The organism is Janthinobacterium sp. TB1-E2 (genome assembly GCF_036885605.1).
Taxonomy (GTDB): Bacteria; Pseudomonadota; Gammaproteobacteria; order Burkholderiales; family Burkholderiaceae_D; genus Janthinobacterium; species Janthinobacterium aestuarii.
This window is the reverse complement of record NZ_CP142523.1, coordinates 1,799,451-1,825,792: the sequence shown is the minus strand read 5'-3', so window position 1 is coordinate 1,825,792 and position 26,342 is coordinate 1,799,451. Positions and strand designations below refer to the sequence as shown.

The window sequence follows — 26,342 nt, the reverse complement described above, 5'->3', positions numbered from 1 at the left end:
GCCAGCGCAAACGGGAGCGGGTGGCAAGCACCCATACTGGCCGCTCCGATGTCTTACCCGTTTGTGCCATGAGCAAACTCATCGATATTTCCCTGGACCGGTGGGACGCCAGCGGCAGCACCGCGCAGCAGGCGGCGGCGCAGCAGGCACTCGAAGATGGGCAGGTGCTGCTGCTGCCCGCGCTGGGCTTTCCCCTGCGGCAGGAAGAGCATGCGCTGCTGAACGGCGCCATGGGTAGCGCCAGCAGCGCCAAGAACATCAGCTGGGAGCCGGTGCGCGGCGTGCGCGGCCATGGCGACGCCTACGATGCGACCCTGCTGGCCGCGCTGATGCAGCGCTATGCGCGGCACACGCAGCGCCTGCTGGCCGGCTTGCTGCCTGGCTATTGCCTCCATCTGCAGCAAGGCAAAGGCAGCTTTCGTCCCGTGGAAATCGCCGGCCGCGTAACTTCCTGGCGCAAGGACGATACGCGCCTGCACGTCGACAGCTTTCCCTCCTCGCCCACGCAGGGCCGGCGCATCCTGCGCGTGTTCACCAACATCCATCCGCGCGACGCACCCCGCGTGTGGAAACTGGGCGCGCCATTCGAGCAGGTCGCGCAGCATTTCCTGCCTGTCGCGAAACGTCCGCAACCGGTGCTGGCGGCCCTGCTGCAATGGCTGCGCGTCACCAAGTCGCGGCGCACGGCCTACGATCACTACATGCTGCAGCTGCACGACGCCATGAAGGCCGACCTCGGCTACCAGGCGCAGGTGGAACAGCACACGCATGCGTTTGCGCCGGGCCAGACGTGGATCGTCTTCAGCGACGCCGTATCGCACGCGGCCCTGCGGGGACAGCATGCGCTGGAGCAAACCTGGCTGCTGCCCGTGCGCGCCATGGCCGCTCCGCACAAGTCGCCGCTGGCCATCCTCGAGCGCCAGTTGCAACGTCCGCTGGCCTAGCCGGGGCTCAGGCCGGCAAGCGGACCGCCTTGAAGCGCCGCCAGGCCTTGTGCATACGGCCATCGCTGCCTTGCGCCTGCGCGCGCGCCGCCAGATAGCCGCGCACGAAGGCAGCATGCAGCCGCAACCGGTCCTGGGCCGACTGGTCAGTCTGGCCGGTCTGGCCAGCCGGAACTTCGGGCAATTCCTGCAGCAGCCGGTCGGCCACCTGCACGTCGTTGAGCCAGCCCAGTTCATCCTGCAAGGCCGACAGCCGCCCCACATACGGATGCACGGCCCGACCCGCAAACAGCGAGGCAAAAAATTCCGTCGCATAGCGCGTCTTCTTGGCCGCGATGCGCACCCGGTGGCGCTGCTGCGGCGTCGCATGCAGCAGGCGCTTGCCGCGCTGCATCAGGCGGCGCTGGTCCTTGCGCAGGGTGGCACGGGCAAATGGCGAAACGCGCGCATCCAGGCGCCGCAATTGGCGCGCGGAACAGCTATCGCGCCAGGCGCGCGCCTGCAGCCAGCGCTGCAATCCCAGCATGCAGGCCGTGTAGCGCGCCGAGATGACGGCCTGGGCAGCCAGTTCGTGCTTGATGCGCGCCTGCGCGTGCGCCGCCTCCGCCAGCGCCGCCGCATCCGTGGCCGCCTCGCCATCGAGCTGCGCCAGGGTATTGCCCGCCAACACATCCCAGTCGCGCGCCTCGCCCAGCGCGCCGCCCAGCCACTCGAGTTCGCCCTTCAAGGCGTCCGGCAGCACCAGCAGCGACTTGAACATGCCCAGCGCCGAGCGCAGACGGCGCAGGCCCACGCGCATCTGGTGCACGCTTTCCACGTCCTCGCCTCCCGCCACGCCACCCTGGTTGCCGCTCACCTGCTCGAGGCAATTGCCGCAGATAGCGATGAAGGCTTGCTGCACCGTCATGCCGTCATCGAGCCGCAAAGGCTGCGCCTTGACGGCTTGCAAGGGATGCGATGCGGCCAGCCGGTAACCGCGCTCCGCCTTGCTCATGTGGCCCAGCTGCAGCGGCACGTCTTGCAGCAGGGCCAGCGCCACGTCGAACAGGCTGGACGCCTGGCCCTGCTTCAATTCCAGTTCGATCTCGCTGACGGGCACGCTGCGCGCGGCACCATCGGCGCCATCCGCGCCGCTTTCAATGACACCCTGGTCCAGCACGCATTCGATCTCGTCGCCCTGCGGCGTGCGCAACTGCCATACGGTGCGCTCCATGCGCGTGGTAAACACGGGCCGCAAGGCGTCGCGGATGGCGTCCTGGCGCAGCAGCGCGCGGATGGGCTGCTTGCGGCCGATGACCGAGTCGAGCGCGGCCAGGTCCGGTTGCGGCCCCGGCACCTCGCCCTCCCATTCGTGGCGGCTGTGCAAGCCGCCGCTGACCGTGCCGCCCGCCTTCAGGGTTTGCACCCAGCGGCCGTCCACCTGGCGCACGCGCAAGCCGGCCTGGTGGCGGCACAGCTGCAGATCGGGTGTGTCGACATAGATATCGTGCATCCGCAGCAGTTGCGGCTCACCTTGCGTGGATTGCGCCAGCAGCGGGTGCGCGCGCAAACGCGATACATCTTGCTGTGCCAGCAACAATTTCAATTCAATTTCCATGACCACTCCTTGCGAGACTCCTGATCGCCCATTGTAAGGCGCGTCCGGCCACGCGTACGGCGCACGCACACGGACCTTGATTTTGCGCGAAAATAAGCGCTTCATTCAACCAGGAGATGCCATGACCTACCACGCCGCCGAGAACCGCTACGACAGCATGCAATACCGCATCTGCGGGCGCAGCGGGCTGAAACTGCCGCTGCTGTCCCTGGGACTGTGGCATAACTTTGGCGACAGCAACAATCTGGCTTCGCAGCGCGACATGCTGCGCACGGCGTTCGACCTGGGCATCACGCATTTCGACCTGGCCAATAACTACGGCCCGCCGTATGGCAGCGCGGAAAGCAATTTCGGCAAGCTGCTGCGCGACGATTTTCTGCCCTATCGCGATGAGCTGATCATTTCCACCAAGGCGGGCTGGGACATGTGGCCGGGCCCGTACGGCCAGGGCGGCGGTTCGCGCAAATACGTGCTGGCCAGCCTGGACCAGAGCTTGCGGCGCCTGGGTCTCGATTACGTCGACATCTTTTACTCGCACCGTTACGACGCCGACACGCCGCTGGAAGAAACCATGGGCGCGCTGGCCACCGCCGTGCAGCAGGGCAAGGCGCTGTACGTGGGCCTGTCGTCGTATTCGCCGCAAAAGACGGCCGAGGCGGCCGCCCTGCTGAAGGAATGGAAAGTGCCGTGTCTGATCCACCAGCCTGCCTACAACATGCTCAACCGCTGGATCGAGGAAGACGGCTTGCTCGACACCCTGCAGCAGGAAGGCATGGGCTGCATCACGTTCACGGCCCTGGCGCAGGGGCTGCTCAGCGACAAGTACCTCGATGGCGTGCCGCAGGATGCGCGCGTCAACCGGCCCGGCGGCGGCTCGCTGATGCAACAGCATCTGAGCGCGGACAACCTGGCCCGCGTGCGCGCCCTGAACCAGATCGCCGCGCAGCGTGGGCAAACCCTCGCGCAGATGGCGCTGGCCTGGGTGCTGCGCGATCCCCGCGTCACTTCGACCCTGATCGGCGCGAGCAGCAGCGCGCAAATCCGCGAAAACGTAGCCGCGCTGCAGCAACTGTCGTTCACGGCCGACGAACTGGCCGCCATCGACGTGCAAGCGCGCGAAGGCCATATCAATCTGTGGGAAGGTCCGTCGCGAGCCACCTGAGGACCGTCCTGCGCTTGTGGAGGCGGCAGCGGGCAGGTAGACTGCCGCCGCCCCCAACTTCCGCGACAAGATTCCATGCACGCCATCCCCGCCATCACCTTTTGCCTGCTGCTATCCTGCGCAGCCAACGCCCGCGCGGCCAACTATTGCGACTCGCCGCAATGGTCGATCGTGCACAACAAGAGCTACGACGAGGTGATGGAGATCGCCACGAAGCGCGACAAGATCCGCGACGCCGAATGCAGTTTTACCGATGTGATCCTGAGAATCCAGAACGAGGAGGCGGGCATCGGGCGCTATCCGGGCATCCTGCTCATCGCCGACCAGCAGGATGAAAACTTCGTCGTCACCAGCCGCGTCGGCGCCTACACCATCTTCAGCTACCGCTACAACGACAAGCGCCTGCTGCAGTTTGCGATGAAAGATCACAGCTGGGCGGAAGGGGAAGCGTTCCAGGCCGGCGCCTACAAGATCACGGGCGTGAAGGAATTCAAGACCATCACGGGCTTCCCCACCACCTTGCTGGTGGTACAGACATTCCAGTTTTACGGGCCCAAATAGGGCGGCAGCAACGCGCCCAGTTCCTGCGCCACTTGCCGGCGCCGTTCCGGCGTGGCGAAGACGCCCACCGCCACGTGCCGGGTAGCATCATACATATCGTTGATGTGTATCAATTGGCGCGGCCCTTGCGGCATGGCGATGCGCGTGCGCCACGGCGCAAAGTGGTGGCGCCGGCAATGCCCGCCGCTGACCTGTTCGATGATCAGCTCGCCATCGCGCAGGGCGATGTGTTCATAGTCGCGCGCGTGGCGCAGGTAATGCAGCAGGGCGGTGGCCACCAAGCCCAGTTCAACGAACGAAAAGACGGGAATGTACCAGAGGCCGCGCAGCGCAAAGGCGGCGGCAATGACGAGGGAAAACAGGCATAGCAAGCCATAGGCGCGCAGCAACTGGCGCGCCGTCAAGGCACTGTGGCGCGCCAGCAGCCATTGCGGCTGCTCGCGCGAGTGATCGCGTGGCATGGCGCCTCCCGCACTATCGCTCCATCACCGCAGCGGCCCTCGCCGCCGCCAGGTTCAGCCAGCTTGCGCCAGGGTCAGGCGCCCATGCGCACCAGCGCATGGCCCACGTGCTGCCACCAGTGATCGCGCGACTTGACCTGTTTCAGGCAAGACGTGTCGATTTCCGTGGGAAACACGTGATCCTGGCAAGCCTTCGTTTCCAGGGCATAGCGCTGGTTTTCCGCCGCCGCCAGGGCCACGATCAGCCAGAACGCCAGCGCCAGCAAGACCACCAGCAAACTCCAGGCCAGGTGGTTGGTATTACTTTTTTCGCCAAAAAACTCGCGTGGCCGCGTCTCGCGGTACATCGACATCAAGTCTTTTTCTTTCTCTTGCGACATCTGCGTTTGCATCCTCTGACATCCTATCCTGTGCCGGCCGGCTGGCCATGGCGGCGCGCACGCCGCCTTGCCGCCATTTTACGCTGATGGCGCCACAGCGGCGGCAATTTGCGGCCGGCCACTGGCATCAGGAGCGCGGCGCTGGCGCCTGGGGAGCGCCGGGTTCGCCATCGCCGTCCTCTGCAGGCCGCACGGGCGCCATGCTTTCCACGTGGTCGACGTCGATATCGCCGCCGTCAGGCGCCGTATTGCGCGGCTCCACGCCGGCCCGCTCGCCCGTGCCCGCGGCATCGCTGTCGTTATCGAGCTCTTCCGGGTCCTGGCCCGGTACGCCCTGCATGTCGCTGCCGCTGTCGGAACTGTCGCTGGGGCCCAGCGCCCCCTTGCCATGGCCGCTGCCCAGGACGCGGTCGGGGATGACGGGCAAATTGTCCGGATCGAGTGAACTGCTGCTCATGGCGGCCTCCGTTAACAAAAAAACCAGCTTACTCCCCTGGCCCGGCCAGTGGCGCACGCCTGCACGGCCTTTCCCCCAAGGAATGCGGCGGCGCACAACTATTTTCATAAATTACTTCACAAATGTACTATTCATTGCTATAGTTAATTCAAGTAAGCATCTTCTCACCCAGAAACTGCTTCATCGTCGGCATGGCGCCCACCAGCGCCATGCCGCCGAACCGACCGGTACGTGGCGATCCGGCCCATCCACCCAGCCATCAAGCACATTTTGGAGTCTTATCATGCAAGCCAAATCCCTTATCGCAGCATTGTTTGCCGTCACCACCGCCACCTCGGCTTTCGCCCAAAGCGCCGCGCCTGCCACCACGGGCCAGCAATTGTCGCGCGAACAAGTCACGGCCGAATACGTCCGTGCCCGCAACGCCGGCGAAATCGCCACCAGCGAAGTCGACTACCCGAAAACACCGGCCACCGCCGCCAGCCAGGTGACGCGCGAGCAAGTCATGGCCGAGTTCTACGCCGCCCGCAAGGCTGGCCTGATCCCGCAAACGGAAGCGGACTTTGACGTCGCGCAAACGGCAAAACACGTCGTGCAATAAGAAACCAGCCAGCCGGTTTCAGTCAGTAACAACTCAGTTGCGGCGCAGCACCCGGGCCACTCCCGGCGCTCACCGCGGCGAGCTGTCAGCAGTACCCCAACACCTTCTTCCGGAGTTCCTGCATGTCCCTGCACCGCCGTTTGCTTGCCGCCAGCCTGATCCTTGCCTTGAGCGCGTGCGCCGACATGGGCCATATCGCGCCGCAATCGGCCATGCTCGACGCCAACAAGCTGCAGGCGAACCAGGCCATGGATGCCGCCGCCAGCGCAGCGATCGCCTGGCCGCGCACGCAATGGTGGCAAGACTTGCACGACCCCCAATTGAACCGTTTGATGGAGCAGGCCCTGGCCGACAGCCCCACCCTGCGCGGCGCCCAGGCGCGCGTGCGCCAGGCCGAGGCGCTGGCCGGTGCCGCCGAGGACAAGACCCGTCCGCAGGCCGACGCGGCCGTCTCCATCAACCGCGAACTGTATTCGCAGCACGGCAGCACGCCGGCGCCGCTGGCCGGCAATTACGCGTGGCGCAACCAGGCCACCGTCACGGCTTCGTACGACCTGGACCTGTGGGGCCGCAACCGTGCCGCCCTGTCCGCCGCCTTGGGCGACGTGCAGATGGCGTCGGCCGAATCGCAGATGGCCCGCCTGGCACTGGAAACGGCGCTGGTGCGCACCTACATCCAGCTGTCGTACGAATTCCAGCTGCAGGACGTGATCGAACGCAGCCTGGCGCAACGCGCCCGCATCCTCGACATCACGCGCCAGCGCAAGGCGGCCGGTATCGGTACCGACATCGACGTGGCGCAGATCGAAACCACCTTGCCGGCCGGACGCCGCCAGTTGGAACAGTCTGCCGAATCGCTGGCCCTGCTGCGCAACCAGCTGGCGGCCCTGGCGGGCAAGGGCCCGGCAGCCGGTGCGGCGCTCACGCGTCCCGTGCTGCGCCTGGACCAGCCGCTGGCCATTCCCGCCGCCCTGCCCGCCGACCTGATCGGCCGCCGGCCCGACATCGCCGCCCAGCGCTGGCGGGTCGAAGCGGCGGCGCAGCGCATCGACGCGGCCAAGGCCGAGTTCTACCCGAACGTGAACCTGGTGGCGTTTGCCGGCTTCCAGGCCTTCGGCTTCAGCCATTTTCTTGACGCCAATTCGCAGGTGCGCGGCGCCTCGCCCGCGCTGAGCCTGCCCATCTTTGCCGGCGCCCGTCTGCGCGCCCAGCTGGGCAGCCAGACAGCCGTGTACGACGGCGCCGTCGAGCAGTACAACGCCACCGTCATCAACGCCATGTCGGACGTGGCCAACGCCGTCACCAAGGCGCAGTCGCTGGCCAAGCAACACGAGCTGACCGTGCAGGCGCTGGCCACGGCGCGGCGCGCGCGCGACTTGGCGGAAAAGGCGTACAAGGCGGGCATGAGCGACGCCATCGCCATGCTCAACACGCAAGTGGCGCTGCTGGCGGAAGAACAGCAGCAGGCGCAAAATGGGGCGCGCGAGCTCGATCTGTACGTTTCCTTGATGAATGCACTGGGAGGCGGCATATAAGCTTGCAATCCTGGCATTGCCCTAGCTCAACAAGATACAATCGGAACTTTATTCACACATGAAGGAATATGACATGACCGCTTTTGACGCCACCGCCAAGCGGCTGCAAAACATCCGCACGCGCATGCCAGGCTTCCCCATGGAACTGATGCGCCTGTTGCGCATGACGTACCACATTCAAAAAGGCATGAAGGACCTGACCAACGCCGCGCTGAAAAAGCACGACCTGGTCGATGCCAGCTACATGGTGCTGGCCGTGCTGTACGGCACGGACGACGAAACCTCGAACGCCTGCACCCTGGGCATGGCCTGCCATGAAAAGCCGGCCAACCTGACGCGCGTGTGCAACGACCTGGAAACGCGCGGCCTGATCCACCGCGGCACGCGCCCCGGCGACCGCCGCTCCGTGATGATCTCGCTGACCGACAAGGGCCGCGCGCTGATCGAAACGGCGCTGCCCGACGTGTACCAGGAAACCTCGGCCCTGTACGAAGGGTTCACGGAAGAAGAGCTGCAAGTGCTCGACAAGCTGTACATGCGCCAGCTGCGCAATTTGAACAATCTCAACAACCAGAACTGATAGCCTATCGATGACGCCAGCCACAGCAACAACACCTATAGACGGCCCCCTGCCCCGGGCGGCCCGCTGGCTGGCGCTGGCGCTGCAGGACTGGCGCGCGACGGAAGGCGAACGCTGGATCTACGTCGGCAAGACCCTGATCGCCGCGTTCTGCGCGCTGTGGCTGGCTTACCGCCTGGGCCTCGATTCGCCGAGCACGGCGATGACCACCACCATCATCCTGGCCCTGCCCAGCAGCGGCATGGTGCTGGAAAAAAGCTTTTACCGCCTGTGCGGCACCCTGCTCGGCTGCACAGCCGCACTGACCCTGATCGGCCTGTTCCCGCAGCAGCCCGTGCTGCTGTTCGCCGGCCTGGCCCTGTGGGTGGGCCTGTGCACGAGCGGCTCGGCCCTGCACCGCAACGCCCAGTCATATGTGTACGTGCTGGCCGGCTACACGGCCTGCATGATCGTGCTGCCCGCCATCGAGCAGCCGATGCAGGTCTTCTCGCTGGCCGTCACGCGCGTGGCTGAAGTGAGCCTGGGCATCATCTGCTCGGCAGCCGTCTCCAGCGTGCTGCTGCCGCGCCACCAGGGCACGCAGGTGATGCGCACGGTGCAGGCGCGCTACGGCAAATTCCTCACCTTTTGCCAGGACGTGCTGCAGCAAAAACTCACGCCGGCGCAAGTGGAACTGACGCATCTGCAATTTGCCGCTGACGTGGCGGCACTGGAACTGGGCCGCTCGGCCGCCCTGTTCGAAGTGACGAGCAAGGTCAGTCACGTGCGTGCGCAAAACCGCAAGCTGCACGCCTTCAACGCCACCTTCATGACGGCGCTGACGACTTTCTATACCTTCCACCGCCTGTTCGACCGCCTGCAGCGCGATGGCGAGACGCAGGTCATGCAGGCCTGCGCGCCCCTGTACGCCATCGTCGCCGAAGCGCTGCAAGCGACGCCTTCGCAAGACTCGCTCGACACCATGCAGCGGCATCTGCAAACGGCGCTGGGCCAGGCGCGCGCGGACATCGATGGCGCGGCCATCGCGCATGCGCAGCGCATCGATTTCGACACCGTGTGCGAATTGCTCGAGCGCTTCGCGCGCGACATGAGCCGCTTTCACGAAGTGTATTTCAGCCTCGTGCACGACACGCCGCTGGACGTGAGCACGCCGCAGGCATATGCGCCGAAGACGCCGCCCGCACTGGTGCTTGCCAGCGGCGCGCGCGCCGGCATCAGCCTGGCCCTGCTGGCGCTGGGCGCCTACTTCCTCGCCTGGCCCTACGCCAGCACGGCGATGCTGATGGCGGCCGTGTTCTGCGCGCTGGCCTCGTCCTCGCCGCGCCCGATCATGATGATCCGCCAGGTGCTGGCGGGCTTTTTGATCGCCATGCCGCTGTCGCTCGTCTGCGTGTATTTCGTGCTGGTGCACGGCGACGGCTTCCCCATGCTGGTGCTCAGTTTTGCGCCGTTTCTCGCCGTCGGCCTGTACCTGATGACGAATCCGGCCAAGCTGGGCGTGGGCCTGGGCGTGTCGACCTTCATCACGCAGATGGCGCCGACGAATGTGATGCATGTCGATGGCGCGGCTTTCCTTAACACGGGCATGGCCCTGATCGTGGGACTGATGCTGGCCGCCCTCGTGTTTGCCGTGCTGCTGCCCGAGCACACGATGGGCCACAAGGACCACATCGGCCGTGCCCTGTGGCGCGAAGCGCTGCATGCGTGCACGGCGCCCGCGCGCCGTGTCAAACACCGTTTCGACAACCGCGTGCGCGACCTGCTCAGCCAGCTCAATGCGGCGGCCGGCCCGGCGCCGGGCGAAGCCACGCGCGCCGTCGTGCGCCAGGCATTGACCCTGCTGGAAATCGGCCACTCCGTGATCGAACTGCGCGAACTGATCGCCACCGCCCGGCCGGGCGCCACGCGCCACGCGCTGCAGCAGTGCGTGGACCACATCGCCGGCTGGCTGCGCACGCGCAGCGATACGGCACTGCAGGCGGCGCTGGCGGCCACCCTGCAGGCGGGCGCCGTGGTGCGCACGGCCCAGACGGAAGCCGATGCCACCGGCGAGCGCAGCGCGCGCCTGCAGACGGCGCTGGCCGACCTGCACTCGATCTATACCTCATTGCTCGACCACATGGCGCCTGGCGCCGGAGACCACCATGCCGCGTGAATTCGCCCTGTTCGGAATTCTGATTCCTACCCTGCTGCCCCTGTTCCTCCTCAGCATAGCCCTGCAAACCCTGCTCGACCGCGTGCTGGGCTGGCTGGGCGTGTACCGCATGGTGTGGCACCCGTCGCTGGCGCGGCTGTGCATCTTCATCGCCATCTTCGGCGCGCTGGCGCTATCGCTTTACAAATAAAAAAACTGTTCAACCCGATCAAGGAAAGGCTGCCGACATGGTAAGCAAACTGACCCGCTATGCAATCACCGTGCTGCTATTGGCAGCCGCCCTGTGGATAGGCAAGGCCGTCTGGGACCGCTACATGGAGTCGCCGTGGACGCGCGACGGCCGCATCAAGGCCGACATCGTCAACATCAGCGCCGACGTGGCCGGCACCGTCACGGACGTGCTGGTGCGCGATAACCAGGTCGTGCAAAAAGGCGACGTGCTGTTCGTCGTCGACAAGGAACGCTATGCGAGCGCGCTGGCGCAGGCCGACGCCGTGCTGGCCGCGCAAAAAACGGAACAGGGCCGCCGTGGCAAGGAAGCGCAGCGCCGCGCAGGCCTTGACGCCAGCATCATCTCGACGGAAAGCCGCGAAAGCGCGGCGTTCGCCGCCACCTCGGCCACCTCCCAAGTGCAGGCCGCCATGGCCGCCCGCGCGCTGGCGCAATTGAACCTGGAGCGCACCACCGTGCGTGCGCCCGTCAGCGGCTACGTGACGAATCTGAACGTGCACAAGGGCGATTTCGCCGCCGTCGGCGCGGCCAAGCTGGCCGTCATCGACAGCGCCTCGTACTACGTCGTCGGCTACTTCGAAGAGACCAAGCTGGGCATGCTGGCGCAGGACGACAAGGCGGAAATGAATCTGATGAGCGGCGGCACCCTGCACGGCCACATCGAGAGCATCGCGCGCGGCATCACCGACCGCGACGCCGCCACGGGCCGCGAACTGCTGGCCGACGTCAACCCCACGTTCAACTGGGTGCGCCTGGCGCAGCGCGTGCCCGTGCGCATCCACATCGACGAGCAGCCGAAAGGACAACTGCTGGTGGCCGGCACCACGTGCACCGTGGTGATCACGCCCCACTCTGCACCGGCGCCGAAACCAGCGGCCGCGCACCCGGCATGATACGCGGCGGCGCCGGACGCCTGGCGGAAATCGCCCTGTTCCTCGACGCCGCGGCGCTGGGCAGCTTTTCCGCGGCCGGCCGCAAGCACGGCCTGTCGCCGGCCGCCGCCAGCGCCGCCATCGCGCGCCTGGAAGCGGCGCTGGGCGCCACCCTGTTCGAACGCACCACGCGCCAGCTGCGCCTGACGGAAGAAGGCCTGCACTATCGCCGCTACAGCGAACAGGCGCTGGACTTGCTGGCGCAGGCGGAAGACGGCTTGCATGCGGGCGGCGGCGCCGTGCGCGGCGTGGTGCGCATTTCGGCACCGTCCGACATCGGCCGCCAGCTGCTGCTGCCCATGCTTGACCGCTTTGCCGCGCTGCACCCGCAGGTGCGCCATGCGCTGACCCTGACGGACGCCACGGCCAACCTGGTGCAGGACGACGTCGACCTGGCCATCCGCTACGGCGAGCTGCCCGACAGCGACATGGTGGCGCGCCTGCTGCACCCGGGCCGCCGCGTCGTGTGCGTGGCGCCAACGCTGGCCGCCAGGGTCGGCGTGCCGGCCGCGCCGCGCGACCTGGCATCGCTGCCGACCCTCGTGCTCAAGGCCGGCGACGGCGCGCCGCAGGAATGGCGCTACCGCGAAAACGGCAAGCGCCACAGCCTGCGCCTGCAGGGGGACTGGCACAGCAACGACGGCGAAATCATCCGCCGCTGGGCCGTGGCCGGCCATGGCTATGCCTACAAATCCCTGCTCGACATCGGCGACGACCTGCGCGCGGGGCACTTGCAAACGGTGCTCGACGATTACTTTGCCGACAGCGTCCCCCTGAACCTGCTGTACCGGCGCAGCCGCTTCCAGCCGCCACGCGTCACCCTGCTGGCCGAGTTCCTGCTGCGGCAGTTCGCCGACCTGCAGGCGCACGGTTAGCGGGCCGCCATCACGGCGCCAGCACGCCCAGCTGGCGCAGCAGGGTCAGATTGTCTTCCAGGTGCCAGTTGTCGCTGATGCGTCCCTGCGCATTCACGCGATACAGATCGAACGCATGGAAATCGATGGCTTGGCCCTGCCCCTGCAAGGGGCCCTGCGGCGTGGGGAAGACGCCCGTGAAGCGGCCCGTGAAATGCAGGCGCAAGGTGACCCGGTCGCCCGCCACCAGCATCTGCTCGATGGCGACCTTCAAATCCGGCACCGCCGCATGGAATACCTGCGACGCCTGCAGCGGACCGGCCAAGCCCTGCGGCCGGCCGGCGGGCAAGGTACGGTCGGTGAAATCGTCAGCCAGCGCCAGCCGCGCCAGGGCCGGATCGCCGCTTTGCCAGAACGCGGCATAGCGGCGCGCGGCCAGCGCCACGGTGGCATCGGCTTTCGCGCCGGACAGGTGGGCCGGCATGGGCAAATCCATGGCGGCATGGGCTGGCGCGGCGGCCAGCAGCGACAGGGCCAGGAGGGCGGGGGCAAAAGCGGGCATAGTAGTTCCAAATGAGTTGATCGGCGTGCACATGGCACACCGCCATTCTGGACTCGCTTGCCGTACTTGATAATTGGCCCCGCACTTGAAGCAATTACTTGCAGGATTTGAAAATCAGCGCCCGCCCGCCGCGTCGAGGATGCTGCCCGTCACATAGCTGGCGCCCGGCCCCAGCAGGTACAAAATGGCGTCGGCGATTTCTTCAGGCTGGCCACCCCGCTGCATCGGCACGCCGGGCGCCAGGCGCGCCACCCGTCCCGGTTCACCGCCCGAAGCGTGGATCTCCGTATAGATGATGCCGGGCCGCACGCCATTGACGCGGATGCCCTCGGCCGCCACTTCCTTCGCCAGGCCCAGGGTCAGGGTATCGACGGCGCCTTTCGAAGCCGCGTAATCGATGTATTCGTCCGGAGAGCCGAGGCGGGCCGCCGCCGACGACACATTCACGATGCGCCCGCCCTGCCCGCCATGGGCCGTCGACATGCGCCGCACGGCCTGCTGGCAGCACAGGAAATAACTGATCACGTTGGTGCGCAGCACGCGTTCGAGACGCTGCGCGGACATGTCGACGAGCCGGCATTTCTGCTCCAGCACGCCCACATTGTTGACCAGCGCCGTGAGCGTCCCCAGGCGCTCGTCGACTTCCGCAAACAGGCGCGCCACGTCCGCTTCATCGCTGGCATCGGCCTGCACGGCGATGGCCTCGCCCCCGTCGGCCACGATGCGCGCGCACAGTGCCTCGGCCGCCTGCGCGTCGCGCACATAGTTGATGCACACGGCATAGCCCTGGCGCGCCGCCAGCAGCGCCGTCGCCGCACCGATGCCGCGGCTGCTGCCGGTAATCAAGATCACTTCCTTCATCGTCCCTCCTGAATAGTTGTGGCTTCATCATACGCGGACGAAAAAAAACCCGCGCGCGGCGGGTTTTTCGTACTGACACATTCAATTCCGGAAATGCGTCATGGCGTACGTCAGATGCTGCCACCAGTGTTCGCGCGACTGCACGGACGCCAGGCATTTCGCATCGACCTCGTTCTTGAACGCGGGGTCCACGCATGCCTTGCTGGCCAGCGCATTGCGCTGGTTTTCCACGTTGACGATGGCAATCGCCAGCCACGCCACGAGGGCGAGGGCCAGTACGCACAGGGTCCAGGGCAGCTGTTTCATGACGTCTCCGCTTACTTCTTCGCAGGCGCCGGTGCGCGCTCTTTCAGCACGCGCGCCACCAGTTCATCCATCACGCGCAGGGTCGCGGCCTGGGTTTGCGGTTCGGACTGGCCCGGGCGCGACAGCTGCGCCGGCGACGTCACGAAGCGGCCATCGATGACGATGGTCGGCGCGCTCTCGATCTTGCTGGCGGTGATCAGCTGCTCGTTGCGTTTCAGCTTGGTCTGCACGCCGAACGAGTTGAACATGTCCAGGTATTTCGCCTTGTCGATGCCGTTCTTGACCAGCAGGTCGAGGATGGCGTCATCGCGATTCAGGCGATTGCGCTCGACGTGGATGGCGCGGAAGATCTTGTCGTGGAACTGGTCCAGCTGGCCCATCGCTTCCAGCGTGGCATAGGCGTGCGCCTGCGGGTCTTTCGGGCCGGTGGCGGCCAGGTGGACGCGGCGGAAGGCGATCTTGTCGCCCTGCTTCTTGACCCAGTCGTGCATCAGCGGATCGAGCACGTAGCAGTGCGGGCACGAATACATGAAGTACTCGACCACTTCCACCTTCTTGCCCGTGTCCGTGCGCACTGGCGTCGTGAGCGTGGTAAAGCCGGTATCGGCCGCCATGGCGCCGCCGGTGGCCGCCACCAGGGTGACGGCGGCAAGCAGGGGACGCAAGAAACGCAGAAAACGCATATAAATCCTTCTTCATAAGTGGTCGTGAACGGGGCGAGATTACCACTTTTTGCGCCGGACGATGTCGCCCGGCCGGAAAAAAAGCGCTTTTATCCGCTCCGTTTGCGCCCGCTTAAGCCGCATTTAAGCCCCGCCGCGCCCCTGCCTCAAAAATGGTAGCGCGCCGACACGCGCAACTGGCGCGCGTCATTGAGGTAAATGCTCGAGCGGCAGCCCGGCGCATCGCCGTAATGGCGGCGGTTGGCCAGGTTGCTGCCGGCCAGTTCCAGCTCCCAGGCGCCCAGCTTGCGCACATAGCGTCCGTCCACGGTGGCAAACGCGGGTACTTGCGCCAGGCAGCTGCTGGCGAAATCGGGACCATAGCGCAGGGCGCGCAGCCATTGCACGCCCACATCGGCACTGGCGCCCGCCTGCCCCGTCCAGTACAGGCGCAGGCTGGCCAGGGTCTTGGGCACGAGAGCGATGTCCGGGCCATCGTAGGCGTAATCGTCATAGCGCGCATGCACTTGCCGCAGTTGCCCGTCGAGGCGCCAGTCGCGCGCCAGCGCCATGCTGGCCTCGATGGCGACACCGTCGCGGCGCGAGGGATCGAGGTTGCCCGCAAAGCCCAGCTGGCCCAGGTTCTGGTCGAAGACGATCTGGTTGCTCAGGCGCTCGCTGAACACGCGCACGGAAGCGCTGCGCGCCGCGTCGCCAAAGGTGGCGCCCACTTCCATGTCGCGCCGCAGCTGTCCCGCCAGCGGGCGGTAGCCGGCGCGGGTATAGCCATCGTCGTCGATGCGGTAGCTGCGCGCGGCCTTCGCATACACGCTCAGTTGCGGGCGCAGCTGCAGGCTGCCCTGCACGTCCCAGGCATTCTGGTTTTCCCAGTCGCTGCCGCCGGCGGGCATGTCGGCCGGATCGAGCTGGAACTGTTCATGCCGCAGCCCCAGCAACAGGCGCGGCGCATACGCACCGCTGAAGGCCAGCTCTTCGCGCAGCAGCAGCGCGCGCGAATACTGGCGGCGCTGCGCATCGCCCGCGCGGCCCGAGCGCCGCTGCCACTGCATCAGGTCCAGGCCCACTTCCGTATCCGTGCCCACGCCGCCCACCTTGCCGTAATGGCGCAGGCGTGGCGCCAGTTGCCGGCGGCGGCTGCTGTACGTCGATTCGCTGCTGCCGTCCTCGCCCGCATAGTGGGCCGTGGCGCGTTTTTCCCGCTGCGACAGTTCCACGCCCAGTTCGAAACTGCCCACATAGCGCTGCACGAAGGCGCTGGCGCGCCGCACTTCATAGCGGTACAGGTCTTCCGGGCGGGCCGCCAGCAAGGCCAGGAACGGCGCCTCGGGCGCGGGATAGCGGGTGTCCTGGTTCAGCTGGTCGGCGCTGAAACCGAAGCGGCCCTGACGCAGCTTCCATTCCGCGCCGCCGTTGAAGCCGCGCTGGTGAAACACGCTGCCGTCGCGGTAATTGCCGTTGCGCAGTCCGTCGATGGCCACGTCGAGCACCATGCCGCCCTGGTCGCGCGACAAGGCGCCGCGCACGCTGTGCTGGCCGCCCTGCGCCAGTTCGGCGGACAAGTCGCCATGCGTGACGCCGGCCGCGCCGCCATCCGCGCCTTCCTGCGCGCACGCAGGCATGGCCAGGGCGCACAACAGCAAGGTGCGCGTGGCGATGGTCAGGGCGGAAGGGGCAGGCATCATGGCGGAAAGCTGGGTGCGCTACCGGGGCGCGCACGCACGGTAGTTAGGAGGATGGCAAAAGCGAATCATTATACGCACGGCGCGCGGCGCCGCAACAGCCGGCAAAGCTGCCAGCACAATTCATTGCTTATTTGTAATTTTTACAGGTATATTAAGGAACGCCCGGCGATCCTGGGCGCAGCCGACTGCATTTGAAGATCATCAATCAGAAGTCACTGTGGGAGTCACGCATGGAAAGTCGTAGCACACCGCGCCGCCGCATTTCCTTCATCCCGGGCAAGCTCAAGGCCCTTTCCATCGCCGCCCTGCTGCTGGCCGGCCTGGCCCTGCAAGCCGACCTGTTCGCCCAGCCGGATCAGGGCAAGCCCGCCAGCGCGCCCCTGCCGCTGGCACCATCGGCCGACGGCATCGCCCTCGCTTCGCCGCATGCGTCGGCCGTCACCACGCCCAGCGCCAGCAACGCCTGGGGCGGTGCGCGCACGGGCGCGCAAGCGACCCTGTCGGACCGCGTGGTCGACTACCAGATCGAAGCGACGCTCGATCCCGTCAAGCACACGATCGATGGCCGGCAGAAACTGCGCTGGCGCAACCGCAGCGCGCAAGCCGTCAGCAGCGTCTACCTGCACCTGTACCTGAACGCCTTCGAAGGCGAGCATTCGACTTTCTTCACCGAGAAGCGCAAGCTCGATACGGGTTTCCGCTCGGGCGTCGATACGCGCGACGGCGAGTGGGGCTACATCGAACTGCGCAGCATGACGCAGAACGGCGCCAGGGCGCCCTGGCATTTCGTCCAGCCCGACAACGGCCCGGCCACCGACCGCACGGTGGTGCGCGTCGACTTGCCGCAGGCCGTCGCGCCGGGCGCCGAGACGACGCTCGACATCGGCTTCTTCGACCAGCTGCCGCGCGTCATCGCGCGCACCGGCTATTTCGGCAGCTTCCACCTGGTGGGCCAGTGGTTTCCCAAGATCGCCGTGCTGGAACTGCCCGGCGAACGGGGCGCCACGGCGCCGCGCTGGAACGCGCATGAATTCCACCTGAACTCGGAGTTCTACGCCGACTTCGGCCACTACGACGTGAAGCTGACCGTGCCCAAGGAATACACGGTGGGCGCCACGGGCGAGCTGCAGGGCGCGCCGCAGGAAAAGAACGGCATGCTCACGCATCACTACGTGCAGGGCGACGTGCACGATTTCGCCTGGACGGCCGACAAGCGCAGCGCGCCGCCGCTGCTGGACAGCTGGAACGGCCCTGGCAGCCCGCCCGTGGCCATCAAGGTGCTGTACCCGCCCGAGTACGCGTCGAACGCGGCGCCCGCGCTGCAGGCTGCCAAGGATACACTCACGTATTTTTCGCGCACCCTGGGCCCGTATCCGTACAAGACCCTGACGGTAGTGATTCCGCCGTTTAACGCGGCCGAAGCGGGCGGCATGGAATACCCGACCTTCTTCACGGCCTCGGGCTACGCCGGCCTGCAGCCGAAGACGGCGGCCGAATTTGGCCTCGATTTCGTCACCATCCATGAATTCGGCCATGGCTATTTCTACGGCATCCTGGCCTCGAACGAGTTCGAGGAACCGATCCTCGACGAAGGCTTGAACGAGTACTGGGACCAGCGCATGCTGCGCGCACGCAATCAGGATATCCACGCCACCACGCCCCTGCTCAAGCGCCTGGGTTTCGCTCCCGCCTTCAAGGTCTTCGAATTCGAGCGCACGGCCGCACCGCGCCAGGACGCGGCCGACCCGCTGGGCCAGAACGCGTGGGACCGCCTGCAGGGCGTGGGCCCCGTGTACAGCCGCACGGCCACCACCCTGCGCGACCTCGAAGCGCGCATCGGCGGCGAGGCCATGGAACGGGGTTTCAAGGCCTACTATGAACAGTGGAAATTCCGCCATCCGAGCGTGGCCGACTTGCGCGAAGCGCTGGCCGAAGCGACGGGCCAGCGGCGCATCGTGGAACAGGTCTTCGCGCAGCAAGTGTATGCCAGCGCGAATATCGACGACCGCATCGGCAGCTTCACCAGCGACGAGCAGACGCCGCTGGCCGGCCTGGCGCTGGTGAACGGCAAGCGCGTGGAACATACGCCCGAGGCGCTGGAACAAGAAGAGGACAAGGTGCGCGAGGCGTGGGACAAGGCGCACCCGGACGCCAAACCCGGCACGGGTCCCTATCCGTATCTGACCAGCGTGGTGCTGCGCCGCCGCGGCGCGCCCGTGCCGCAGGTGCTGCTGGTGAAGTTCGCCGACGGCACGTCCGAACGCGTGGTGTGGGACAACGACCAGCTGTGGCAGCGCTACACCTGGAGCAAGCCCGTGAAGGCCGTCTCGGCCGAACTGGACCCCGACCGCGTGCACTACCTCGACGTCAACAAGCTCGATGACAGCCGCACCCTGAAAGCCGACAAGTCCGCCGCGCGGCGCTGGAGCATCGACCTCACCGCCGCCTTCCAATACCTCTTTTCCCTGATCGCCACCGTATGAGCGCCATTTCCACGACACGGGCCAGCGGCCTGGCCCTGACCACGCGCGCCAGCCGCGCCGCCCTGCAATGGCGCTTGCTGCTGCTGTGGGCCGGCCTGCTGCTGATCCCCGCCATCGTTGCCGTCATCCCCCTCTGGCGCACCTTGAGCGCCAGCCTCGATCAGGCCGTGCATGCGGCGGCCCTGGCGCAGCAGCTCGACCTGATGACCCTGGCGGACCTGGCCGCCAACGCCAGCCGCAATGGCGCCGCCATCAGCCAGGCCGCCATCGCCGGCATCGTCCTGACCCTGCTGCTGTCGCCGCTGCTGAGCGGCCTGGTGGTGACAGCCGCGCGCGCGCCGGCCCCATTGGGTTTCGGCCCCCTGCTGACGGGCGCCTTCAGCGCATACGGCCGCATGCTGCGCATGCTGTTATGGAGCATCGTGCCGCTGGGCCTGGCGCTGGCGATCGGCGCCGGCGCGCTGAAACTGGCCGACAAGCACGCGGCGACAGCCATCCTGGAAGCGGACGCCGACCTGGCCCGTCACCTGGCCTTGCTGTTCGCGGGCGTGCTGTTCCTGCTGGCCTGCGCCACGCTCGATGCGGGCCGCGCGGCGCTGGCCGTCGACCGGCGCCGTACGTCGGCCGTCAAGGCGTGGTGGCGCGGCCTGGGCATGCTGCGCCGGCGTCCGCTGGCCAGCCTGGCCATCTACCTCGCCATCACCGTGCTGGGACTGGCCCTGTATGCGCTGCTGGGCGTGGCGCGCCTGAACCTGGCCGGCCCGGGTCCGCTGGCCATCGTGGCCGGCTTGCTGGCAACGCAGCTGGCGGCGCTGGTGCTGGCGTGGATGCGCAGTGCGCGCCTGTTCGCGCTGATCGGCGTCAAGCGCTCGCTCGCGTAATCAAGCTCCCAGGCGCCCTTCATCGGCGAGGAAGTCGATGAAGGTGCGCACTTTCGAGGACAGGTAGCGGCGGCTCGTGTAGACGGCATACACCTTGCCGCCCGCCAGCTGGTAAGCGTCGAAAAGGCGCACCAGCCGCCCCGCCGCCAGGTCCGCATCCGTCTGCCACGATGGCAGCAGCGCGATGCCCATGCCGTCGAGCGCGGCCGCGTGCAGCAGGCTTTCGTTATTGCATTGCAGGACGGGCGAGAACTTCACCGTCTCGCGTCCCTGCGGGCCGTCGAACGTCAATTCGTTGCCGTTCGATAGCAGCGAATAACTGATCATCGCGTGCTGCGCCAGGTCTTGCGGCAGCTGCGGCTGGCCGGCGCGCGCCAGATAGGCGGGCGCGGCCACCAGGTGAAAGGCGATGCTGCCGATGGGCCGCGCAATCAGGGCCGGCGACGGCGCCTGGCTCACGCGCAGGGCCAGGTCGAAGCCCTCTTCCACCAGGTTGACCACTCGCCCGCTCAAGTCGATGTCGAACGTCACTTCCGGAAAGCGCTCGCGGTAGGCCACCAGGGTGCGCGTAAAGATGGCGTTGGCGAACCAGACGGGGGCGCTCAGGCGCAGCATGCCGCGCGGCACCACCGTCGTGCGGCCCACCGTCGCTTCCACCTCGTCGAGGTTGTCGAGCATGTCGCGGCACTGTTCAAAATACACCTTGCCGATTTCCGTCAGGCTCAGGTGGCGGCTGCTGCGGTTCAGCAGGCGCGCGCCCAGGTGGCGCTCCAGATGCATCACGTGCTTGCTGACCATGGCCGGTGACAGATCGAGGCGCTCGCTGGCGCGCACGAAACTGTCCAGTTCCACCACGGCGCGAAACACGCGCATGCTGCGCAAGGTATCCATGACTGCCCGATCATCAACAAAATGGAAATGATATATCAATAATGGCGATCTTGATCAACTGGCTGGCCATGACTATCATCGATAGCATCAGCCATTCCACTGCGGAGCCGCCATGCAAGAACACACCTTCCCCACCTACTTCCTGTCACATGGCGGCGGCCCGTGGCCGTTCATGAAAGACCAGTTCGGCGGCCGCTACGACGTGCTCGAAGCGTCGTTGCAGGATATCCCGCGCCAGATCGGCGCGCGTCCGAAAGCCGTGCTGGTCGTCACGGCGCACTGGGAAGGACCGCAATTTCTCGTCTCGGCCAGCCCCCGGCCGGGCATGATCTACGACTATTCGGGCTTTCCGCCGCACACCTATCAAATCCAGTACCCGGCACCGGGCGCGCCGGAATTGGCGGCGCAGGTAAAACAGTTGCTGGACGCGGCCGGCCATCCGGCGCGCCTCGACCATGAGCGCGGTTTCGACCATGGCACCTTCAGCGCCCTGTTTCCCATCTACCCGCAGGCGGACGTGCCGCTGGTGCAGCTGTCGCTGAAACACGGCTACGACCCGCTCACCCACATCGAGGTGGGCCGCGCGCTGGCCAGCCTGCGCCGCCAGGGCGTGCTGATACTGGGCAGCGGCCTGTCCTACCATAACCTGCGCCAGTTCGGCCAGGCGGGCGCCGTCGCCTCGCACCAGTTCGACGCCTGGCTGCGCCAGACGATGGCCTTGCCGCCGGAACAGAGATTGGCGCAGCTGCTGGCCTGGGACCAGGCGCCGGGCGCACGCCAGGCCCATCCGCAGGAAGACCATCTGCTGCCGCTGATGGTGGCGCTCGGCGCGGCCGAGCAGGAAGCGGCGCACGTGGCGTATCACGAGGAGGATTTTTTTGGGGCGCTGGCGGTGACGAGTTTCCGGTTTGGAGCGACTGGCGGAAATTAGCAACGAGCCGGGGTCAGACGGGGACGCCGAGTCCCTCGACACCGCTAACGGCTGGTTCAGCGCCAACGTCACCGGGGGTCTGAGCCCAGAATTTAAAAAAGCCGCTAACAAGCGTCTTTTAGTTCATTACGTACCGCGCTTGCCGCGCGCCGCATTCTTCGCCTTCTCGGCAGCGATCTCGGCCGCCTTGGCCGCTTTTTCCGCCATCTCGGCCGCGTGCTGGGCCATCAGGGCAGCGCGCGTGTCCGGCGTTTCCAGCGAGATGCGTCCCAGGATGCCGCTGCGGTAGTCGAGCAGCAAGGTGTGCGACGCTTTCTCGAAATCGTAGTCGCCGCCCTTGATGCGGAAGCCGCGCTTGGCGGCGATGCCTTCGACCACGCCGATGGCGTCGACTTCACCGATCTTGGTGCCGTAGCGGGTTGCCAGCAAGTCCGGGTAGCGCTTGAGCAATTCCTCAGCCAGGAACACGGCCACTTCCTCTTCGATCAGCGCGTTCGAGCCGATGGCGTGGCTGGCGGCCAGCATCAGGCCATCGCTGGGGATGGCGATCTTCGGCCACAGCATGCCAGGCGTGTCGACGAGGATGGTGTTCTTGTCCAGATACAGCTTTTGCTGCATTTTCGTCACGGCCGGCTCGTCGCCCACCTTGGCCACGCGCTTTTTCAGCAGCGCGTTCATCAGGGTCGACTTGCCCACGTTGGGGATGCCCATGATCATGATGCGCAGCGGCTTCGTCGGCACGCCGCGGTGCGGCGCCAGCGACTTGGCCAAGTCCGGAATGCGCGCCACGTCGCCCGGCTTCTTGGTCGTCATCGCATACGCGGTCACGCCTTCCTGCGCATTGAAATACGCCACCCAGGCGGCGGTCGCGGCAGGGTCGGCCAGGTCGGTCTTGTTGAGGATTTTCAGGCAAGGGCGCTGGCGGAACAGGCGCAGCTCGTCCACCATGGGATTGCAGCTGGCTGCCGGCAGGCGCGCGTCCACCACTTCAATCACCAGATCGGTGTTTTCCATGGTTTCGGCCGCTTTCTTGCGGGCCGCGTTCATGTGTCCTGGGTACCATTGTATCGCCATGCTCTTGCCTTCAAAATCGTTCAGTCAATCCGCTATTTTACGTGGTTGCCGCCACGACGTCCCATTTTCCGCCGCCAGCGCCAGCCGTGCGACGCGAACGAGACAATTGGTGATAATTTAGCAGTTACTCGAATGATAAGATTCGCAGTCCGTCCAGCCTGGACGGTTTCCCCATTGCACGCTCAACCTGGCACGCATTCCATGCATCTTCCCCGCTTTTGCCTCCTTGCCTCCCTTTCCACTTGCCTGCTGCCCGCCATGGCCCAGGAACAAGCAGCGGCGCCAGGCGACCCGGTGAACCAGGAAATGCAGCAGATTGTCGATGTGCAAGGCACGCGCGATCCCGACCTGCGTCCCTACCGCACCATGCTCAAGGGACTCGACGCGTATGCCGACCACCAGCGCCTGGCGCCGGGCGCGCCGCTGCGCTTCATGCTGATCCCCGCCACGCCGAAGGCCAGGCTCGATGGCGTGACCCTGCACTTGTCGGCCGACAATCTGTCGATCCCCGTGCCGCTGGCGGCGGACGGCGGTTTCATCCTGACGCGCGACAAGACCGCCTACGATGCGAATGCCGACCTGGTCAGCAACAAGAAGCGCGCCACCCTGCGCTGGCGCGCCGACATCCACACGCCGGGCCTGCCCCACAACGTGCGCCGCCTGGGCGACTTGCGCCTGGAATGCGAAATCCGCTGGGCCGTCGAGCAGGATGACTTGCCGTTTGTGCGGCGCAACCTGTTCCGCCTGGCGGGCGGACCGTGCCACTCGTCGCTGATCCACGTGCCGTATCCCGTGTTCCGCAAGCTGCTTGCCGTGCAGGCCCGCTCGGGCGAGCGCACGCTGGACGTCCGCATCACGGAAGACCGCCAGCGCTACGTGCCGCCGCTGCACGACGTGAGCTGGGACGACAATACCCTGCTGACCCTCACGTATGCCGATGACGGCAACATGGCGCAAGCCGCCCCTGCGGGAGCACTGCGCCAGTGATACGCGCGCTGGAAGCCAGGTCAAATATTTCCACATGGATTATTTTATTTACTGAGAGTAATAAAAAAGTGTGCTCTAATATCGCCTCTTAAATGAAAAGCAATAATTTTCCAGGCTGGCTCCCGCCAGATGCAGGGAGATAGGCGATGGGGAATGGCTCGATATGATGATGGAACACACTGGCAAGGCGCCCGAGCGCGTGCCGCGCAATGACTGGAAGAAGGAATGCCGGCAGTTGCAGCAGCAAGTGGCGCAGCTGGAAGAGCGCCTGAAACGCCAGAGCGCCGACAGCTATGGCTTGCAAATGCTGTATGACCAACTGGTCAATGAAATCAAGCACCACCGCGACATGTTGCAACTCGACAGTTTTGATGCGGATAAATCATCGCTCGTCTACACGCAAGCCTGGCACCGCTTCATGGCCGGCGATGCGCTCGACTACCAGACGCACCGCCACACGAATTCCAGCAGCCGCCCCACCTTGCTGTAGCGCGCAGGGCCCTTACAGTTCCGCCAGCGCCTTCACGTGCGCCGCCACGCTGCGGCCCAGCGACGACAGGTTGTAGCCCCCTTCGAGGCAGCTGACGATACGGCCTTTGCCATACTGGCTGGCCACTGCCATCATCTGCTGCGTCATCCACGTATAGTCGGCCTCCACCAGGCCCATGCCGCCCACGTCGTCTTCGCGGTGGGCGTCGAAACCGGCGGAAATGAAAATCATCTGCGGCTGCTGCCGGTGCAGCGCCGGCAGCCAGTGGTCGAGCACCAGCTGGCGCACGGCGTCGCCCTTCGAGCGGGCCGGCACGGGCACGTTGACGCGCGTGTCCGTATACGATTCCACATCGCTGTACGGATAGAACGGGTGCTGGAAAAAGCTCACCATCAGGATGCGCGGATCGTGCGCAACGGACTCGGCCGTGCCATTGCCATGATGCACGTCGAAGTCGACGATGGCGACCCGTTCAAGCCCGCGCACGTCGAGCGCATGCTTGGCGGCAATGGCGACATTATTGAACAGGCAAAAACCCATCGGTTCGCTGGGCCGCGCATGGTGGCCGGGCGGGCGGATCGCGCAGAAGGCGTTGCTGATCTCGCCATCGATGACGGCGTCCGTGGCCGCCACGGCCGAGCCGGCGGCGGCCAGCGCCGCCTCGTAACTGTGCGCGTTGAGCAGGGTGTCGCCGTCGAGCGGATAGTAGTCGCCCTCCTGCGGCACATTGTCGCGCACGAGGCCGATGGCCGTGGCGCTGTGGTTGCGCTCGATATCGGACAATTGCGCGCGCACGCCATCGCGATGCTCGACCAGGTCGCTGATGTGCGCGAGTATCAACTGGTCATTGATGGCCTGCAAGCGGGCCGGCGATTCAGGGTGCCAGTCGCCCATTTCATGGCGCTGGCAATCGGGATGGGTATAAATGGCTGTGCTCATGCGCTGTACTGGTTACCTCTGTCTCTGTCCATTCTCCGGGAACACTGCATGGCATTCCTGTTCGCCCTGCGCGTTCTCGCATAAAATCACTGGCCGGTCTGTGCCGCTACCGCACTAATCTACCACGTGCACGGCACGGGCGGGCGGCACGGCTTGACCTGGCCAAAGCGATTGTAAATTAAATAATCCGTCTTACTGTGATAGAAATAGCATGTTTTCGAAAATACACCAGGCCGCACAGCAGATCGGCGAAGTTCTCGTCGGCAAACACTTGCAGATCCGCCAGACCCTCGCCTGCGTGCTGGCCGGCGGCCACCTGCTGATCGAAGACGTGCCCGGCGTGGGCAAGACGACTTTGGCCCACGCGCTGGCCATCTCGCTGGGCCTGCAATGGAAGCGCCAGCAATTCACGAGCGACCTGCTGCCCGCCGACGTGGCCGGCATGAGCGTGTATGACCGGGGCAGCGGCAGCTTCGTGTTTCATCCCGGCCCCCTGTTCACGCAAGTGCTGCTGGCCGACGAGATCAACCGCGCCACGCCGAAGACGCAATCGGGCTTGCTCGAAGCGATGGAAGAGCGGCAAGTGACGCTCGATGGCGTCACGCACGCGCTGCCGCAGCCGTTTTTCGTCATCGCCACGCAAAACTGCGCGCACCAGCTGGGCACTTTCCCCTTGCCCGAATCGCAGCTCGACCGTTTTCTCATGTGCGTGACCCTCGGCTACCCCGATGCGGCCGCGGAACGGGCGCTGCTGCTGGGCGCCGACCGCCGCGCCATGCTGCACACCTTGCCTGCCGTCATGAACGCGGAAGAATTGCTGCAGGCGCAAGCGGGCCTGCGCGCCATCCACGCCTCGGCCACCGTCGTCGACTATGTGCTGGCCCTCGTGCATGCCACGCGCGCGCCCGGTGTGTTTGCCGATGGCCTGAGCCCGCGCGCCGCGCTGGCCCTGCTGCAGGCGGCGCGCGCCTGGGCCGCCCTGGAAGGCCGCGACCATGTCACGCCCGACGACGTGCAAGCCGTGCTGCTGCCCGTCTGCGCCCACCGCCTGCATGCCGCGCAAGGGTCCGTCGATAGCCGCAGCCTGCTGCAGCACATGCTGTTGAGTATCCCCGTCTGAGC

General features: G+C 66.0%; 28 protein-coding genes. 16 read left to right on the top strand and 12 right to left on the bottom strand.

The window, feature by feature from the left end; translation table 11 throughout:
• The first annotated feature begins 68 nt into the window (after positions 1-68).
• A complete protein-coding gene (locus OPV09_RS08235) occupies positions 69-944 on the top strand; it encodes a Kdo hydroxylase family protein (RefSeq protein WP_338681177.1) in 876 nt (291 codons plus the stop codon).
• A gap of 7 nt (positions 945-951) precedes the next feature.
• Here OPV09_RS08235 and OPV09_RS08230 read toward each other — a convergent pair whose 3' ends face one another.
• On the bottom strand, positions 952-2,541 hold the full coding sequence (locus tag OPV09_RS08230) for a CYTH and CHAD domain-containing protein (RefSeq protein ID WP_338681176.1): 1,590 nt from the start codon (positions 2,539-2,541) through the stop codon (positions 952-954).
• 121 nt (positions 2,542-2,662) lie between these two features.
• Here OPV09_RS08230 and mgrA point away from each other — a divergent pair, with 121 nt between their 5' ends.
• Together mgrA and OPV09_RS08220 are read left to right on the top strand one after the other, a co-directional pair.
• Complete coding sequence (mgrA, locus tag OPV09_RS08225) at positions 2,663-3,703, top strand: L-glyceraldehyde 3-phosphate reductase (protein ID WP_338681175.1); 1,041 nt, start codon at positions 2,663-2,665, stop codon at positions 3,701-3,703.
• Positions 3,704-3,778: 75 nt separating this feature from the next.
• Complete coding sequence (locus tag OPV09_RS08220; protein WP_338681174.1) at positions 3,779-4,264, top strand: hypothetical protein; 486 nt, start codon at positions 3,779-3,781, stop codon at positions 4,262-4,264.
• On the opposite strand, the gene OPV09_RS08215 is transcribed toward OPV09_RS08220, so the two are convergent.
• The 3 genes from OPV09_RS08215 to OPV09_RS08205 form a co-directional block, all read right to left on the bottom strand.
• Entirely contained in the window at positions 4,249-4,725 is a 477-nt protein-coding gene (locus tag OPV09_RS08215) for a DUF2244 domain-containing protein (protein WP_070303940.1), read from the bottom strand. The genes OPV09_RS08220 and OPV09_RS08215 overlap by 16 nt on opposite strands.
• A 74-nt stretch (positions 4,726-4,799) precedes the next feature.
• A complete protein-coding gene (locus OPV09_RS08210) occupies positions 4,800-5,105 on the bottom strand; it encodes a hypothetical protein (protein ID WP_338681173.1) in 306 nt (101 codons plus the stop codon).
• A 127-nt stretch (positions 5,106-5,232) separates the two neighbouring features.
• Entirely contained in the window at positions 5,233-5,562 is a 330-nt protein-coding gene (locus OPV09_RS08205; RefSeq protein ID WP_034751759.1) for a hypothetical protein, read from the bottom strand.
• A gap of 283 nt (positions 5,563-5,845) precedes the next feature.
• Here OPV09_RS08205 and OPV09_RS08200 point away from each other — a divergent pair, with 283 nt between their 5' ends.
• From OPV09_RS08200 to OPV09_RS08170, 7 genes are all read left to right on the top strand, one after another.
• Complete coding sequence (locus OPV09_RS08200) at positions 5,846-6,163, top strand: DUF4148 domain-containing protein (RefSeq protein ID WP_070303942.1); 318 nt, start codon at positions 5,846-5,848, stop codon at positions 6,161-6,163.
• Between the two features lie 122 nt (positions 6,164-6,285).
• On the top strand, positions 6,286-7,698 hold the full coding sequence (locus OPV09_RS08195) for an efflux transporter outer membrane subunit (protein WP_319992501.1): 1,413 nt from the start codon (positions 6,286-6,288) through the stop codon (positions 7,696-7,698).
• 73 nt (positions 7,699-7,771) lie between these two features.
• Positions 7,772-8,278: a MarR family winged helix-turn-helix transcriptional regulator gene (locus OPV09_RS08190; protein ID WP_034751839.1), complete on the top strand. Its 507-nt coding sequence runs from the start codon at positions 7,772-7,774 to the stop codon at positions 8,276-8,278.
• 10 nt (positions 8,279-8,288) lie between these two features.
• Entirely contained in the window at positions 8,289-10,433 is a 2,145-nt protein-coding gene (locus OPV09_RS08185; RefSeq protein ID WP_051991219.1) for an FUSC family protein, read from the top strand.
• On the top strand, positions 10,423-10,623 hold the full coding sequence (locus tag OPV09_RS08180) for a DUF1656 domain-containing protein (protein WP_034751763.1): 201 nt from the start codon (positions 10,423-10,425) through the stop codon (positions 10,621-10,623). The genes OPV09_RS08185 and OPV09_RS08180 overlap by 11 nt, the downstream gene beginning before the upstream one ends.
• Positions 10,624-10,660: 37 nt before the next feature.
• Complete coding sequence (locus OPV09_RS08175) at positions 10,661-11,557, top strand: efflux RND transporter periplasmic adaptor subunit (protein WP_338681169.1); 897 nt, start codon at positions 10,661-10,663, stop codon at positions 11,555-11,557.
• Positions 11,554-12,471, top strand: a complete 918-nt coding sequence (locus tag OPV09_RS08170; RefSeq protein ID WP_338681168.1) for a LysR substrate-binding domain-containing protein — start codon at positions 11,554-11,556, stop codon at positions 12,469-12,471. Before OPV09_RS08175 ends, OPV09_RS08170 begins: the two co-directional genes overlap by 4 nt.
• Before the next feature lie 10 nt (positions 12,472-12,481).
• Here OPV09_RS08170 and OPV09_RS08165 read toward each other — a convergent pair whose 3' ends face one another.
• The 5 genes from OPV09_RS08165 to OPV09_RS08145 form a co-directional block, all read right to left on the bottom strand.
• Complete coding sequence (locus tag OPV09_RS08165; protein WP_070303947.1) at positions 12,482-13,012, bottom strand: ester cyclase; 531 nt, start codon at positions 13,010-13,012, stop codon at positions 12,482-12,484.
• A gap of 114 nt (positions 13,013-13,126) precedes the next feature.
• A complete protein-coding gene (locus OPV09_RS08160) occupies positions 13,127-13,873 on the bottom strand; it encodes an SDR family oxidoreductase (protein ID WP_070303948.1) in 747 nt (248 codons plus the stop codon).
• An 81-nt stretch (positions 13,874-13,954) separates the two neighbouring features.
• Entirely contained in the window at positions 13,955-14,179 is a 225-nt protein-coding gene (locus OPV09_RS08155; RefSeq protein WP_070303949.1) for a hypothetical protein, read from the bottom strand.
• A gap of 11 nt (positions 14,180-14,190) precedes the next feature.
• Complete coding sequence (locus OPV09_RS08150; protein ID WP_034751770.1) at positions 14,191-14,862, bottom strand: thiol:disulfide interchange protein DsbA/DsbL; 672 nt, start codon at positions 14,860-14,862, stop codon at positions 14,191-14,193.
• A gap of 146 nt (positions 14,863-15,008) precedes the next feature.
• A complete protein-coding gene (locus OPV09_RS08145) occupies positions 15,009-16,544 on the bottom strand; it encodes a TonB-dependent receptor (RefSeq protein ID WP_338681163.1) in 1,536 nt (511 codons plus the stop codon).
• 230 nt (positions 16,545-16,774) lie between these two features.
• On the opposite strand from OPV09_RS08145, the gene OPV09_RS08140 reads away from it, so the two are divergent.
• Positions 16,775-19,027: a M1 family metallopeptidase gene (locus OPV09_RS08140; RefSeq protein ID WP_338681162.1), complete on the top strand. Its 2,253-nt coding sequence runs from the start codon at positions 16,775-16,777 to the stop codon at positions 19,025-19,027.
• Positions 19,024-19,908 carry a hypothetical protein gene (locus OPV09_RS08135; protein ID WP_338681161.1) on the top strand — a complete coding sequence of 295 codons (885 nt, stop codon included), beginning with the start codon at positions 19,024-19,026 and terminating at the stop codon, positions 19,906-19,908. The genes OPV09_RS08140 and OPV09_RS08135 overlap by 4 nt, the downstream gene beginning before the upstream one ends.
• Here OPV09_RS08135 and OPV09_RS08130 read toward each other — a convergent pair whose 3' ends face one another.
• Positions 19,909-20,799: a LysR family transcriptional regulator gene (locus OPV09_RS08130; RefSeq protein WP_072454439.1), complete on the bottom strand. Its 891-nt coding sequence runs from the start codon at positions 20,797-20,799 to the stop codon at positions 19,909-19,911.
• A 112-nt stretch (positions 20,800-20,911) separates the two neighbouring features.
• Between OPV09_RS08130 and OPV09_RS08125 the strand changes: the two genes are divergently transcribed.
• Positions 20,912-21,730: a class III extradiol ring-cleavage dioxygenase gene (locus tag OPV09_RS08125; RefSeq protein ID WP_338681159.1), complete on the top strand. Its 819-nt coding sequence runs from the start codon at positions 20,912-20,914 to the stop codon at positions 21,728-21,730.
• Between the two features lie 126 nt (positions 21,731-21,856).
• On the opposite strand, the gene ylqF is transcribed toward OPV09_RS08125, so the two are convergent.
• Positions 21,857-22,804, bottom strand: a complete 948-nt coding sequence (ylqF, locus tag OPV09_RS08120) for a ribosome biogenesis GTPase YlqF (protein WP_071650173.1) — start codon at positions 22,802-22,804, stop codon at positions 21,857-21,859.
• Positions 22,805-23,005: 201 nt separating this feature from the next.
• Between ylqF and OPV09_RS08115 the strand changes: the two genes are divergently transcribed.
• Both OPV09_RS08115 and OPV09_RS08110 read left to right on the top strand, forming a co-directional pair.
• A complete protein-coding gene (locus OPV09_RS08115; RefSeq protein ID WP_331777430.1) occupies positions 23,006-23,791 on the top strand; it encodes a hypothetical protein in 786 nt (261 codons plus the stop codon).
• Positions 23,792-23,957: 166 nt separating this feature from the next.
• A complete protein-coding gene (locus tag OPV09_RS08110) occupies positions 23,958-24,281 on the top strand; it encodes a hypothetical protein (RefSeq protein WP_152546450.1) in 324 nt (107 codons plus the stop codon).
• Positions 24,282-24,293: 12 nt separating this feature from the next.
• Here OPV09_RS08110 and OPV09_RS08105 read toward each other — a convergent pair whose 3' ends face one another.
• Complete coding sequence (locus tag OPV09_RS08105) at positions 24,294-25,220, bottom strand: histone deacetylase family protein (protein WP_034751778.1); 927 nt, start codon at positions 25,218-25,220, stop codon at positions 24,294-24,296.
• 211 nt (positions 25,221-25,431) lie between these two features.
• Between OPV09_RS08105 and OPV09_RS08100 the strand changes: the two genes are divergently transcribed.
• Positions 25,432-26,340, top strand: a complete 909-nt coding sequence (locus OPV09_RS08100; protein ID WP_338681154.1) for an AAA family ATPase — start codon at positions 25,432-25,434, stop codon at positions 26,338-26,340.
• Positions 26,341-26,342: the final 2 nt, after the last annotated feature.

Coding starts and splice junctions, on each gene's coding strand:
- mgrA (WP_338681175.1), top strand. CDS start 2,663: ATGACCTACCACGCCGCCGAGAACCGCTACGACAGCATGCAATACCGC.
- OPV09_RS08195 (WP_319992501.1), top strand. CDS start 6,286: ATGTCCCTGCACCGCCGTTTGCTTGCCGCCAGCCTGATCCTTGCCTTG.
- OPV09_RS08170 (WP_338681168.1), top strand. CDS start 11,554: ATGATACGCGGCGGCGCCGGACGCCTGGCGGAAATCGCCCTGTTCCTC.
- OPV09_RS08175 (WP_338681169.1), top strand. CDS start 10,661: ATGGTAAGCAAACTGACCCGCTATGCAATCACCGTGCTGCTATTGGCA.
- OPV09_RS08190 (WP_034751839.1), top strand. CDS start 7,772: ATGACCGCTTTTGACGCCACCGCCAAGCGGCTGCAAAACATCCGCACG.
- OPV09_RS08115 (WP_331777430.1), top strand. CDS start 23,006: ATGCATCTTCCCCGCTTTTGCCTCCTTGCCTCCCTTTCCACTTGCCTG.
- ylqF (WP_071650173.1), bottom strand. CDS start 22,804: ATGGCGATACAATGGTACCCAGGACACATGAACGCGGCCCGCAAGAAA.
- OPV09_RS08210 (WP_338681173.1), bottom strand. CDS start 5,105: ATGTCGCAAGAGAAAGAAAAAGACTTGATGTCGATGTACCGCGAGACG.
- OPV09_RS08220 (WP_338681174.1), top strand. CDS start 3,779: ATGCACGCCATCCCCGCCATCACCTTTTGCCTGCTGCTATCCTGCGCA.
- OPV09_RS08130 (WP_072454439.1), bottom strand. CDS start 20,799: ATGGATACCTTGCGCAGCATGCGCGTGTTTCGCGCCGTGGTGGAACTG.
- OPV09_RS08160 (WP_070303948.1), bottom strand. CDS start 13,873: ATGAAGGAAGTGATCTTGATTACCGGCAGCAGCCGCGGCATCGGTGCG.
- OPV09_RS08135 (WP_338681161.1), top strand. CDS start 19,024: ATGAGCGCCATTTCCACGACACGGGCCAGCGGCCTGGCCCTGACCACG.
- OPV09_RS08205 (WP_034751759.1), bottom strand. CDS start 5,562: ATGAGCAGCAGTTCACTCGATCCGGACAATTTGCCCGTCATCCCCGAC.
- OPV09_RS08165 (WP_070303947.1), bottom strand. CDS start 13,012: ATGCCCGCTTTTGCCCCCGCCCTCCTGGCCCTGTCGCTGCTGGCCGCC.
- OPV09_RS08145 (WP_338681163.1), bottom strand. CDS start 16,544: ATGATGCCTGCCCCTTCCGCCCTGACCATCGCCACGCGCACCTTGCTG.
- OPV09_RS08215 (WP_070303940.1), bottom strand. CDS start 4,725: ATGCCACGCGATCACTCGCGCGAGCAGCCGCAATGGCTGCTGGCGCGC.
- OPV09_RS08100 (WP_338681154.1), top strand. CDS start 25,432: ATGTTTTCGAAAATACACCAGGCCGCACAGCAGATCGGCGAAGTTCTC.
- OPV09_RS08235 (WP_338681177.1), top strand. CDS start 69: ATGAGCAAACTCATCGATATTTCCCTGGACCGGTGGGACGCCAGCGGC.
- OPV09_RS08185 (WP_051991219.1), top strand. CDS start 8,289: ATGACGCCAGCCACAGCAACAACACCTATAGACGGCCCCCTGCCCCGG.
- OPV09_RS08125 (WP_338681159.1), top strand. CDS start 20,912: ATGCAAGAACACACCTTCCCCACCTACTTCCTGTCACATGGCGGCGGC.
- OPV09_RS08230 (WP_338681176.1), bottom strand. CDS start 2,541: ATGGAAATTGAATTGAAATTGTTGCTGGCACAGCAAGATGTATCGCGT.
- OPV09_RS08180 (WP_034751763.1), top strand. CDS start 10,423: ATGCCGCGTGAATTCGCCCTGTTCGGAATTCTGATTCCTACCCTGCTG.
- OPV09_RS08200 (WP_070303942.1), top strand. CDS start 5,846: ATGCAAGCCAAATCCCTTATCGCAGCATTGTTTGCCGTCACCACCGCC.
- OPV09_RS08155 (WP_070303949.1), bottom strand. CDS start 14,179: ATGAAACAGCTGCCCTGGACCCTGTGCGTACTGGCCCTCGCCCTCGTG.
- OPV09_RS08150 (WP_034751770.1), bottom strand. CDS start 14,862: ATGCGTTTTCTGCGTTTCTTGCGTCCCCTGCTTGCCGCCGTCACCCTG.
- OPV09_RS08105 (WP_034751778.1), bottom strand. CDS start 25,220: ATGAGCACAGCCATTTATACCCATCCCGATTGCCAGCGCCATGAAATG.
- OPV09_RS08140 (WP_338681162.1), top strand. CDS start 16,775: ATGGAAAGTCGTAGCACACCGCGCCGCCGCATTTCCTTCATCCCGGGC.
- OPV09_RS08110 (WP_152546450.1), top strand. CDS start 23,958: ATGATGGAACACACTGGCAAGGCGCCCGAGCGCGTGCCGCGCAATGAC.